Source organism: Fuchsiella alkaliacetigena (assembly GCF_023227765.1).
Lineage (GTDB): Bacteria > Bacillota > Halanaerobiia > Halobacteroidales > Acetohalobiaceae > Fuchsiella > Fuchsiella alkaliacetigena.
This window is the reverse complement of sequence record NZ_JALKBZ010000005.1, coordinates 1-12,120: the sequence shown is the minus strand read 5'-3', so window position 1 is coordinate 12,120 and position 12,120 is coordinate 1. Positions and strand designations below refer to the sequence as shown.

12 protein-coding genes and 1 pseudogene are annotated in these 12,120 nt (G+C 33.8%); 10 read left to right on the top strand and 3 right to left on the bottom strand.

Going from position 1 to position 12,120, the window contains the following annotated elements:
* Positions 1 to 180 precede the first annotated feature (180 nt).
* The 4 genes from MWH30_RS02315 (at position 181) to MWH30_RS02300 (ending at position 4,857) form a co-directional block, all read left to right on the top strand.
* A complete protein-coding gene (locus MWH30_RS02315) occupies positions 181 to 2,295 on the top strand; it encodes a heavy metal translocating P-type ATPase (protein WP_248662431.1) in 2,115 nt (704 codons plus the stop codon).
* A 197-nt stretch (positions 2,296 to 2,492) separates the two neighbouring features.
* Complete coding sequence (locus tag MWH30_RS02310; RefSeq protein WP_248662515.1) at positions 2,493 to 2,714, top strand: cold-shock protein; 222 nt, start codon at positions 2,493 to 2,495, stop codon at positions 2,712 to 2,714.
* A gap of 292 nt (positions 2,715 to 3,006) precedes the next feature.
* Positions 3,007 to 4,137, top strand: coding sequence for a S1C family serine protease (locus MWH30_RS02305; protein WP_248662430.1), 1,131 nt, complete (start codon positions 3,007 to 3,009; stop codon positions 4,135 to 4,137).
* 93 nt (positions 4,138 to 4,230) lie between these two features.
* Entirely contained in the window at positions 4,231 to 4,857 is a 627-nt protein-coding gene (locus tag MWH30_RS02300; RefSeq protein WP_248662429.1) for a cyclodeaminase/cyclohydrolase family protein, read from the top strand.
* A 41-nt stretch (positions 4,858 to 4,898) separates the two neighbouring features.
* Here the strand turns inward: MWH30_RS02300 and MWH30_RS02295 are convergent, their stop codons facing one another.
* Both MWH30_RS02295 and MWH30_RS02290 read right to left on the bottom strand, forming a co-directional pair.
* On the bottom strand, positions 4,899 to 5,666 hold the full coding sequence (locus tag MWH30_RS02295) for a cell wall hydrolase (protein WP_248662428.1): 768 nt from the start codon (positions 5,664 to 5,666) through the stop codon (positions 4,899 to 4,901).
* 61 nt (positions 5,667 to 5,727) lie between these two features.
* The gene (locus MWH30_RS02290) at positions 5,728 to 7,116 is read right to left on the bottom strand and encodes an MATE family efflux transporter (RefSeq protein ID WP_248662427.1); all 1,389 of its coding nucleotides are present in this window, start codon (positions 7,114 to 7,116) and stop codon (positions 5,728 to 5,730) included.
* A gap of 233 nt (positions 7,117 to 7,349) precedes the next feature.
* Between MWH30_RS02290 and MWH30_RS02285 the strand changes: the two genes are divergently transcribed.
* Complete coding sequence (locus tag MWH30_RS02285; protein ID WP_248662426.1) at positions 7,350 to 7,547, top strand: hypothetical protein; 198 nt, start codon at positions 7,350 to 7,352, stop codon at positions 7,545 to 7,547.
* Here the strand turns inward: MWH30_RS02285 and MWH30_RS13775 are convergent.
* Positions 7,544 to 7,675, bottom strand: coding sequence for a hypothetical protein (locus tag MWH30_RS13775; RefSeq protein WP_282706141.1), 132 nt, complete (start codon positions 7,673 to 7,675; stop codon positions 7,544 to 7,546). The two genes, MWH30_RS02285 and MWH30_RS13775, sit on opposite strands and share 4 nt — an antisense overlap.
* 164 nt (positions 7,676 to 7,839) lie before the next feature.
* Between MWH30_RS13775 and MWH30_RS02280 the strand changes: the two genes are divergently transcribed.
* The 5 genes and pseudogenes from MWH30_RS02280 to arsB (MWH30_RS02255) all read left to right on the top strand — a co-directional run.
* Positions 7,840 to 8,046, top strand: a complete 207-nt coding sequence (locus tag MWH30_RS02280) for a DUF1657 domain-containing protein (protein WP_248662425.1) — start codon at positions 7,840 to 7,842, stop codon at positions 8,044 to 8,046.
* A gap of 147 nt (positions 8,047 to 8,193) precedes the next feature.
* Positions 8,194 to 8,736, top strand: a complete 543-nt coding sequence (locus tag MWH30_RS13770) for a stage V sporulation T C-terminal domain-containing protein (RefSeq protein WP_282706140.1) — start codon at positions 8,194 to 8,196, stop codon at positions 8,734 to 8,736.
* A gap of 104 nt (positions 8,737 to 8,840) precedes the next feature.
* The gene (locus MWH30_RS02265) at positions 8,841 to 9,101 is read left to right on the top strand and encodes a DUF1540 domain-containing protein (protein ID WP_248662424.1); all 261 of its coding nucleotides are present in this window, start codon (positions 8,841 to 8,843) and stop codon (positions 9,099 to 9,101) included.
* A 202-nt stretch (positions 9,102 to 9,303) separates the two neighbouring features.
* Positions 9,304 to 10,359 (top strand): ACR3 family arsenite efflux transporter, encoded by a 1,056-nt coding sequence (arsB, locus tag MWH30_RS02260; protein ID WP_248662423.1) that lies wholly within the window; start codon positions 9,304 to 9,306, stop codon positions 10,357 to 10,359.
* 336 nt (positions 10,360 to 10,695) lie between these two features.
* Positions 10,696 to 11,763 (top strand): annotated as a pseudogene (gene arsB / locus MWH30_RS02255) (ACR3 family arsenite efflux transporter); the annotation flags it as partial.
* Positions 11,764 to 12,120: the final 357 nt, after the last annotated feature.

Sequence of the window (12,120 nt, the reverse complement as noted above, 5' to 3'; positions counted from 1 at the left end):
TAATCGTTAATTTATTCTGTTATTGAAGTCCAAATATTTACCAAAAAAATTGACAGAGATACTTTGTTGCTGTATAATTTTATATATGAACAAACATTCATATGTTAGCAGGTATTATCTTGAAGAATTAAAATTGTCTTAATAACAAATCTTAATAGAAGACTTATAGGAGGATTGGAGATGGAGAAAGCTGATAGTTTAGATATTCTTAGAAAAAGTTTTATTTTGAAGGATTTAGACTGTGCTAGTTGTGCTCAAAAAATTGAAAATCGGATTAATAATTTAACTGAAGTAAGAAATGCTAATTTAAATTTTGCCACTAAAAAGCTAACTATAGATATTGTTGAAGTAGATAAAGGGCTTAGAAAACAGCTTGAAAAAATTATTAATAGTCTAGAGCCAGGAGTAGAAGTTATAGCAGTTGATGAAACAAGTAAGCAAAGTGAGTTACAAGTAGACACTAGCTCAAAAATTAAACAGCTTAAGCTAATTAGTGGTGCTTTATTGTTTGGGATTAACTTAATATTAAGTTTGCCTTTTGCTTTTGAACTAGGCTTATTTTTATTAGCTTATATATTGATTGGCGGCGAAATTGTTTTAAAGGCTTTAAATAATATTACTAAGGGACAGATATTTGATGAGAACTTCTTAATGACCATTGCTACTACTGGAGCTTTTTTAATAGGGGAGTTTCCAGAAGGTGTAGCAGTAATGTTATTTTATAAGGTAGGCGAAGGACTACAGAATGCTGCTGTAGATAGTTCTCGACGTTCTATTGCTCAGTTAATGGATTTAAGGTCTGATTATGCTAATTTAGAGGTAGGAACTAGCTTAAAGCAGGTTGACCCGAAGCAAGTGGAAGTAGGAGCAGTAATAGTTGTTAAGGCTGGAGAGAAGATACCACTGGACGGAAAGGTATTAAGTGGGGAAGCAGCTATTGATAGTTCTGCTTTAACTGGCGAATCGGTGTCTAGGAGAGTTGAAGCAGGTGATGAGGTTTTAAGTGGCTCTATAAATCAAAATGGATTTTTGAGAGTTAGGGTGGAAAAGGAGTTTAAAGATTCTACAGCTAATAAAATACTTGAGCTAGTGGAGCAGGCTAGTGCTAACAAGGCGCCGGTGGAAAAGTTTATTACTAAGTTTGCTCGTTATTATACACCGATAGTAGTAGGTATTGCTTTGCTTGTTGCTACTGTTCCGCCTTTATTCTTAAATGCTTTTTGGCAGGATTGGATTTATAAAGCCTTAGTTTTTTTGGTTATTTCTTGTCCTTGTGCCTTAGTAATTTCAATTCCTTTAGCTTTTTTTGGAGGGATTGGTGGTGCTTCACGGCAGGGTATTTTAGTTAAGGGCGGCAATTATTTAACGGCTTTAAATGAGGTGAAGCAGGTTATATTTGATAAAACAGGTACTTTGACCGTAGGTAGCTTTGAGGTTATTGAAGTTATTACTAAAGATCATCGTAGTTCAAAGGAGCTGTTGGAGCTTGCTGCTCACGCTGAATTAAATTCTAATCATCCGATTGCTACTTCAATTTTAGAGAGTTACTCAGGGCCCTTAGATAAAAATAGAATTAAAAATTACAATGAAGTTCCCGGGCAAGGGATTAAAGCTCAGATTGATGAACAAAAAGTCTTAGTAGGAAATGATGAATTATTAAGTCAAGCTGGAGTGGAGTTTGAAAAGTATTTGGGGAGTAATACGGTACTCAATATTGCTGTTGAAGAAAAGCACTCAGGTTATATAATAATTAACGATAAGCTAAAGGAAGATAGCAAGCTAACAGTTAATCAACTCAAAAAATACGGAGTTAAGGATATAGTGATGCTGACAGGAGATAGAAAGCAAGTAGCCCACCAAGTAGCTACTGAGTTAGGAATTTATAATTACCAAGCTGAACTACTACCAGGAGAAAAGGTAAAAAAAGTAGAAGAAATAATAGCTAATAGCTCAGCTAAGACACTTTTTGTAGGTGATGGGATTAATGATGCGCCAGTATTAGCCCGAGTAGATGTCGGAGTGGCAATGGGAGATTTAGGCTCTGCAGCTGCTATTGAAGCTGCTGATATAGTTTTAATGACTGATCAACCAGCTAAGCTGATTACGGCCTTGAGAGTTGCTAAGTTCACTCGCAAAATAGTATTTCAAAATATTATTTTGTCTTTAGGAATTAAAGCTTTAGTATTAATTTTAGGAGTTTTAGGAATAGCTACTTTATGGGGAGCAGTTTTTGCTGATGTAGGAGTAGCAGTGATAGCAGTATTAAATTCAATGCGAATTATTAGGATAGACTGAGAAAATTTTCTTGACAGAAGCTTAAAACTATGATATTATTTTTAGCGATAAACAGAATAATAGAGAAATGGTGTTAAGGAGGTATGAAAATGGTGTCTATAGACGAAATTTTAGGAGATGACGCAGATGATCTTTCGGTTTCTACAGAAGAAACTGAAGCAGCTCAAGAAGTTGAAGAAGAATCGGCTGCTGAAGATATAACCGAAGATTTAGAAGCTGACAATGTAGGTGTTGTTAAGTGGTTTGATACTAAAAAAGGTTATGGCTTCATAGAGCAGGAAAATGGAGAAGATATCTTTGTTCATTATTCTGCTATTGAAGAAGAAGGATTTAAAAACCTAGAAGAAGGACAAAAAGTAAGTTTTGAAATTGTAGAAAGCGAAAAAGGCTTACAGGCTGAAAATATAGTTAAGCTGTAAGTATTTCCTAAAGACCTAAATGGATTAATCCATTTAGGTCTTTTTAATTGCAAAAATTATATAAATTTAGTTGATAGATTGTATTTTATCTAAAATGTCTCAAGAAAACTCCACCTGAATCTTATTTTTGATTTAGGTGGAGAAGTTCACATTATTTAACAAAGGAAATATAATTTCAATCGAGAAATAGTATTATAGTATAGCTTTTTATTTATTTTAAGATCATTTTTTATTTAGTCATATTATTGTAAAAAAGAATCAATATAATTATATTGATTAGGAGGTGAAAGTTATGCAAAAAATAGTTAAAAAACATTTTCATTTGTTACTGACTGTTTTTTTGTGTGGGTTGTTAGTATTCGGATTAAATTTTGGAACTGCTTTTGCTCAAAATCAAGATATATTTACCCAAAATGTCTTTGCTGATATAGCAGAGCAAGTGGATTCGGCGGTAGTTAGAATTAATACTGAATTTGAAAGTGAAGATTTAAGAAGCAGACATCCCTTATTTGAAGACCCATTTTTTAAAGAATTCTTTGGTGATGATTTTTCACCAGAAACTCCCGAGCATCCTGAACATAATGAAGGCTTTGGTAGTGGTTTTATTATTAGTGAAGATGGTTATGTAATGACTAACGAACATGTAGTTAGAGGTGCTGAAAAGGTTACTATTAAATTGACTGACCGAGATAAAGCAGTAGAAGCTGAAGTAGTAGGAGCAGATTTTAGTTTAGATTTAGCTATTTTAAAAATTGATATTGATGAAAAGTTGCCAACTGTTGAGTTGGGTAACTCCGAAGAAATTAGACCTGGTGATTGGGCAATTGCTATCGGTAATCCCTTTGGTTTAAATCACACAGTAACCGCAGGGGTAATTAGTGCTTTAGAACGGCCCTTAAGAGTTGCTCAAGGAGAAAGGCCTAGGGTTTATAAAAATATGATTCAGACTGATGCTGCTATAAACCCTGGTAACAGTGGTGGACCTTTACTGAATATAGAAGGAGAAGTTATCGGTATCAATACTGCTATTAATGCTCAGGCCCAAGGAATTGGTTTTGCTATTCCTATTAATGAAGCCGAAAGAGTTTTAAGTGATTTAAAAGAACACGGTAAGGTAATTAGACCTTGGCTAGGAGTTTATATGCAGCCAATAACTAAGGATATTGCTAAACACTTCCAGCTTGAAGCCGATAAAGGAGCTTTAATAGCTGATGTATTAGCAGATAGTCCAGCTGATAGTGCTGGTTTGAGAGCTGGAGATGTAATATTAGAAGTTAATGATCAATCCATTGAAGATCCTGAAGAGGTTGTAGAGCTAGTACAGCAACTAGAAGTAGATGAACAAGTGGTTTTAAGAATTTTAAGAGATGGCCATCGTCAATATAAACCTGTTACCCTAGGAGAGCGACCAAAAGATTACTAAATAAGCGAAAAGATATACTTTTAAGCAGGATAATTATTCTAAATTGCAGAAAAATATAAATGGCACTTAATTTTCTAAGAGGAGGAATAATTGATGATCAGAAATCAGGAAATTGATGAGTTTATGGAGGACTTTGCTTCTAGCAAACCAGCACCTGGTGGTGGAAGTGCAGCTGCTTTAAGTGGTGCTTTGGGAGCAGTTGCTACTTGTATGGTAGGCTCCTTAACAGTGGGAAAAGATGACTATGCTGATGTGCAAGCGGAAATGGAAGAGCTGATTGAAACTACTAAAGCTTTAAAGGACGATTATTTAGATTTAGTTGATGAAGATATTGAAGCCTTTAATAGTTATATGGAAGCTTTGCAAATGCCTAAGGATAGCGAGGCTGAAAAGAAAAAAAGGAATGAAGCTTTGGGTGAAGCTTCTATTAGAGCTACGGAAGTCCCTTTTGCTATGGCTGAAAAAAGCATTGAAATTCTAGATCAAGCTTTAATTGCGGCTAAAAAAGGAAATACACACGCAGTAAGTGATGCAGGTGTAGGAGCTATTGAAGCCTGGGCTACTTTAGAAGCAGCGGAGTTAAATGTTAATATCAATTTAGCTTTTATGGATGATGAAGAGTATGTTAAGGAAAAACGAGAACGAATGAAGGAACTGAAGAGTAAAGCTAAAGAACTCAAAGAAGAAGTTTTAAGAATTACTAATGAAAAAATAGGTTAAATAAGCAAACCCGGAAAGGAATTCCTTTCCGGGTTTGTACTTTAGACAGCAAAATGGTGATTACCGATAGTTCTAATTACAGTTCGGGTCCAGATCCAGTTAGTAGGTGAATGAACTCCGCTTGGATTATAGAAATAGAGTGCATTACCAGAAGGATCCCAACCATTCAAAGCTGCTCTAGCTGCTTTATAAGCTTGCTCATTAGGTCGCATATAAGCTTGTCCGTCCATTATTGCCTCGAAGGCTAAGGACTGATAAACTACTCCCCGAACAGTATTAGGGAAGTCAGGGCTTTCTACTCTATTCAAAATTACTGCCCCTACTGCTACCTGTCCTTCGTAGCTTTCACCTCTAGCCTCTCCGTAAATTAAACGGGCCAACAGGTCTAAATCTTGGCTTGAATAGCTACCTGTTGCTTGTTGACTATTAGTTTGAGTAGTACTGTTAGGAATTGTTAATACGTCGCCTACTCTGATCATATCTGTCCAGATTCCGTTACTACTTCTTAATTGGCTCAAGCTTATATTAAAGCGATTTGCAACTGCTTGGAGCGTATCTCCACGTTGCACAGTATAGGTTTGAGCATTACCAGGCACTGTTAGTGTATCGCCGACAAATATCGTATCAGACCAATGGTTATTAGTCGATTTAAGTTGATTCACTGTGGTATTATATCTTTGCGCAATTCCCCACAGTGATTCTCCAGCTCTAACAGTATGAGTAGTTGCTGCTTGAGCAAGCATATAGTTAGTAAAGAGCATAGTGACTGTTAACAATAGAACTAAGAATATCTTGCCTCTTTTTTTCAACTTAGTTCCTCCCCTCATTTGATTTCAGAAATTATTATAACAGCTAGAGAGGGAACTGTCATTAGTAACTATCTCCAGCAGAATACTGTTGAGTTACTTTTAAACTTTTTTCATATCTAATTTTAGCAAAAAACCAGATAGTACTAATGATTCCGTAAGCAAGATTAGAAGCTACCATTCCAACCCAAATCCCAACTGGACTTGTGTTAAACAAGGTAACTAGCAACCAAGATAAAGGAAGGCCGATAATTCCAAATCTAATTAAGTTGTTAAAAAAAGCTGGTGCTCCATAACCTATTCCCTGTAAGGCGGCAATTGAGACAAAACCTAAGCCTAAAAAACCATAGCTTAGAGATACATAACGAAAGTATTGAACTCCATATTTAATAACTTCTGGATTCGAATCAAAAAATTTAATAAAGAATTCGGGGATTATAAAAAAAACTAAGCCTATTAAGGACATAACCGTAAAGATAAGCTTTAACCCTAATATAGTTATTTCTTTAACTCTACCTAATTGCTGTGCTCCATAGTTATAACCAATCATAGTAATCATTGCTGCTGCTAATCCTATTCCGGGTAGAACAGCTATAGAGTCCAACCTAAAGCCTAAGCCGAAGGCAGCTACAACAGCTGGTCCAAAAATACTAGCTAATTTATTAAAGAAACCTAAGGCTACAGAGAAGATAGCTTGTGATATAAAAGCTGGAAATCCTATCTTGATAATTTCGGTTATTATATTTAAGTTAAGTTTAAAGCTGCTAATTTTAATAGGTAATACATTATTTGATTTCAAGAAATAAATTAAGATACAGCTAGAAGCAATTGCTTGAGCAATAATAGTAGCTAAGGCTGCTCCTTGCATCTCTAAAGCAGGGAATACCCCCCAGCCAAAGATTAAGAGGGGATCAAGAACAATATTAATTACAGTAGCAATACTTAGGTTAAACATAGCTGTAGTCATATTTCCTTGACCGCGTAAAATTCCATCGAAAGCAATAAAGATAAAGATGAAGATACTGCCACTGAAAATAATTTGCATATATTCTAAGCTTAAAGCTTTGATACTACCAGTAGCGCCTATAAAACTAAAAATTTGGTGAGCGAAGATCCGGCCTACAATTGAAAATAAGAGGCTGATTAATAAGGTAAGTAATATAATATGTATAATAGTATTAATAGCTTTTTCTTCTTGACCAGCTCCTAATAATCTAGAAATTAAGGAACTCCCCCCCACTGCAATCCCGTTACCAATAGCAATTATGAACATGAATATAGGAAAAGTGAAGCTAATAGCAGCTAAGGAGTCCGTTCCTAACTGGCTAATGAAATAAGTGTCAACAATATTGAAGGTAGTATGCATCAGCATACCAATAATAATGGGCGCTGATAACTTTACTAAAGTTTTAAATATACTTCCCCTAAGGATTTCTTCCTTCTTGGTCATCATTTTTCACCTCATTTTAAAAGCACTACTGGATTATAACAACAGATATATGCTTTGTCAAGCGGGAGTATAGTCTTAATTTGCACTTGTAAGCTTTGGAGAAAGTAGATTTTTTCTACTAATTACTAATTATTTTAGCTAAAGTTAAGTATACTACTGAACAGAAGTAGAGGAGGTGAATTAAAGTAATCAGTTTTAAAAAAGAATTAATCAAGCAGATCAAGGAAGACCCTGATGTGTTTAATGAGATAAGAAGTGAAATTTTAACTTCTAATTATGAGCAGGATGACCAAGAAGGAGTTAAGTTTATTCATAATCCTCAGCATAGTGATTTTTTAGAGCAGATATCTGAACCTCAACTGATTAAAGGAATAGTTAGTACTCTTAAATACTTTATTGAGTATGAAAAAGAGTATGCTGAAAGAGGAGTTTAACTATTGATTTCTGTATCTTGAGTTGATTCATTATGCTGTTCAATTAAGGCTTCGACGTATTCTTGGCGGGTAATTTGTTGATTAATTAGTTTATATATTAGATTTGATTTTTGTTTTAACATTTTCATTAATGATCAACTCCTTTATTACTTTGTTTCAATATTTATGATGCTTATTGCTTTTTATCTTCATACTAGTATATCTTAACAAGGATAATGCTGTCTTAATAAGTATTAATTCTTATTATAATAATTATTAGAGTTGGTAGACTAAAATCAGGGAGGTTAAAGTAATGACTACTAAAGATGATTTACAACAAGCATTAAGTACTGCGGAAGGTTTAAAAAGTCAGTTTAAAACCTTTGCTCAGGATACCAATGATCAACAAGCTAGTAAAATGTATAATAATTTAGCTCAAAATTTAGAAGACTGCGTGCAACAGTTGCAGGGTAGATTTGAGTATGTTAAACAAGAGGAACCTCAATACCAAGGAAATTAAATGAGCTAATAAAAAGTAAGCGAGAAGAGTATTTATTCAAGTATCGCTTGCTTTTTGTTTATTTTTACTTTAATTTTCCTTACTAAATTTTTGATAAAACTTACTTAAATTCATATACTATTTAAAAAGATAGGAGGTATAATAGCAATGAAAGCAACAGGAATAGTTAGAAAAATAGATAATCTAGGCAGAGTTGTAATTCCTAAGGAAATAAGAGAAGAAATGAAGATCGATAATGGAAATACTCTGGAGATATTTGTAGACCAAGATGAAACTGTAATTTTGAAGAAGTATAGTCCAGTGGAAGAATTAAGTGAGCTTCAAAATTATATTGATACTTTAGTGGAAACTACTAACTGTGAGGTGATGATTACTGATAGTGATAAGGTTATAGGCAGCTCTGAAGCTATGGAAAAGTATATAGATCGCAGTGTAGGGCCCGGAGTTAAAGAAGCAATGAGCAATAGAAGAACTACATTAATTAATTCCGCAACAGAAGAGGATATCTGCTTAGACTGTGATAAAAGAGAGCAGTGTGAGTTAGGTTCCATATTAATTTCACCGATTATGAAGCAAGGGGACGTTTTAGGATCGGTTATTATTTCTTCAACAGAAAAAGAGTTAGGAGATTTTGAAAGCAAGGTAGCTGAAACTACAGCTAAGATTTTAAGTAAAAAATTAGGTCTTTAATTAATGATTATCTTTGAATAGAAGTGGCTAAGATAGTAGTAGATAATCCAATTAATCATTCTTATGCTATCCAATAAATATTATAAGAAGGAGTGAAACTGAATATGACTCAAAAATCTCATGTACACTGTACAGTAGAAAACTGCTACTGGTTTGATGAGCCTAATCTTTGTGTGGCAGATAAGATTTTAATTACTAGCGATGATTTCTCAAAGCAACTTCCTAACGAAATGGATGTAGAGCAGACTAATCAGATTGTTAATGATATGGGATTATCGCCTATTACAGAATGTTATCAAAGCAACTGTAAAACTTTTGTACCCCAGGATAAGTATGAACGTGGAGAAGGAGGAACAAATCAATAATTAAATTTGATTATTAAAAGTGCAAGGAATATTCCTTGCACTTTTAATTTTATTTAATAAAAAATATAAATGATGCTTATTGACTAAATAATATTAGCATGTTATAATATTTGCAACATATAAATTATTTTTTATATCTTACATTTTACTTATTAACAAAATATAAGCTTTATCAAATCTTAACTCTTAAGGGGGAATTCAAATGTCTGAAGAGCATGACTTAGGATTATTTGAAAGATATCTTACTCTTTGGGTTGGAATCTGTATAGTTTTAGGATTAATTTTAGGAGAGATTTTTCCACAGCTAACGGAGTTATTTGAGGCTTTCGAGATCGCTGGTTATCCCGTTATAGTGGCAATTGCTCTATTTTTAATGATCTACCCGATAATGGTGCAAACAGATTTTGAAGAAATTATTAAAGCAGGTAAATCTGCCAAACCTCTTACTATCACTTTGGTTCTTAACTGGTTGGTAAAGCCTTTTACTATGGCCTTTATTGCTTGGCTATTTTTTAGAGTGATTTTTGGTCAGTTTGTAGGATATGAAATAGGCAGTCAACTTATGGCGGGAATGATTCTGCTTGGAATAGCTCCTTGTACAGCAATGGTTTTAGTTTGGGGCTATTTATCTAAAGGAAATATGGGCCATGTAGTGGTAATGGTGGCTATTAATTCTTTAACTATGGTTGTTCTTTATGGTCCACTGGCAGTTTTATTATTACCTGTAGCTGATGTTCCTGTACCCATTGCTAGGGTGGCTTTTGGAGTTCTAGCTTATGTAGGTCTTCCTTTAGTAGCGGGACATCTTACTAGAAAAAGACTATTAAGTAAAAAAGGAGAAAAGGCTTTTGAAGAGTTTACTGATAAACTCCATTATATATCACCGGCGGCTTTATTGTTCACTATTGTAGCAATAGTAGCTCCTCAATCCAGCATTGTTCTTGCTAATCCTTCATTAGTACTGCTAGTCTTAATTGCATTGAGTATTCAGATATTTACTATCTTTGGAATAGGTTATTTAGGCTCTAAAAAGCTGGGCCTTACTTATGATGATGCTGCCCCAACTGCTCAGATAGCAGCTAGTAATCACTTTGAAGTAGCTATTGCTATGGCTATAACTCTTTTTGGAATTGATTCTGGAGCAACTTTGGCGGCTGTGACCGGTATGTTGATCGAGGTTCCCATAATGCTACTTTTAGTTCAGTTTTGTTTAAAAACTCAAGATTGGTTTCCTCAAAAAAGAAAAGAACTTTCTTAAATAAAAAATTACTTAATTAAGTTTTTGAAGATAGCTTAAGATTTTAATTTTAAATAAAAGAAAGTGGGGGAGTCCCCTGCTTTCTTTTTAACTTAAACTTAAATTGATTTACTTATCTAAGGAGATAGCTACCATATTTATTGGATATAATTTTCAACAACATATAAAATTAGTTTTATATGAAAGCAACTTATAATTGTTTTACTATGTATTTAGAATATATTAAGTATTAAGAAGGAGGGAGCTACTTAATTAATAAAATTTACTTTAATTAACAAAATAACACAACAGGAGGAAGATAATAATGACTCAAGATAAGATAAGCGCTAAAGAAAAAGAAGCGCTAAAGAAAAAGAAGCGGGACTAGGTTTTTTTGAAAAATATCTTACAATTTGGGTAGCTATCTGTATTGGAATTGGAATTTTAATAGGTAGATTTTTGCCTGGAGTTCCTGATACTTTAAGTAAATTTGAGTATGCTCAGGTTTCAATCCCAGTAGCTATTTTAATCTGGTTTATGATTTATCCGATGATGGTGGAATTAGACTTTAGTAGTTTATTGGAAGTAGGTAAAAGGCCTAAAGCTTTAACTATGGTAACAATTAGCAACTGGCTAATTAAGCCCTTCACTATGGCTTTCTTTGCTTGGTTTTTCTTTAGACAGGTTTTTGGTGGGTTTTTGGGCCCGCAGTTAGCAGATCAGTACATAGCCGGAGCCATTCTCTTAGGTTCGGCACCCTGTACAGCAATGGTCTTTGTGTGGAGTTATTTAACCGATGGCGATCCTAGTTATACCTTAGTACAGGTGGCTTTGGATGATTCGATTCTAGTTTTTGCTTACGCTCCAATTGTAATGTTGTTATTAGGGGTAACTGACTTCACTGTTCCTTATAATACTATTATACTGTCTGTAGTCTTATATATTGTAGTACCCTTATTAGCTGGCTACTTATCTAGAAAGTATTTAATTAAAACCAAAGGAATTGATTGGTTCGAAAATGTGTTCCTTGAAAAATTAAGTAATATCACCATTATCGGCTTATTACTTACTTTAATTATCATTTTCTCTTTCCAGGGAGATGCTTTAATTAATAATCCTTTACATGTAGTGATAATTGCTATTCCAATTACTATTCAAGCTTTCTTCATTTTCTTTTTAGTTTATTTAACAGGTAAGGGATTGAAGATAGAACATCCAGTAGCAGCTCCAGCAGCTATGATTGGAGCTAGTAATTTCTTTGAATTGGCTGTAGCGACGGCTATTTCAGTTTTCGGAATCACCTCCGGAGCAGCATTAGCTACGGTGGTAGGGATTTTAGTAGAAGTCCCCTTAATGTTAGTGATAGTGGGTATAGCTAATAGAACTCGACATTGGTTTAAACATGATGAGAAATTAACAGCTTAATTTTAAAAGCCTCAGTTTATAGCTGAGGCTTTTTATATTGGTTGAAATGTATATCTTTTGACTATTTACGTTAACTTAATAAGTATTTTTAATACTTAATCATGTGCGTAAGCTTTATTTATAGTATTCTAAAACCTTTAAATAATTTAATACTTTAATGTTTTGAACTTATTCGTGCTCATTAGTGTTGATTCATGGTTCCAATATTTTAAACTTTAATGCAATAATATATCTATAAAAGAACAAATCAACTAGAAAAATATGTATTAAGTTAAAGCAGCAGGGCAATCGCAAGAAAGAACTCTAAAATAGATTTAATTTCTTCCCTTTAAGATGCTATAATTAAAAGCAAAAAGG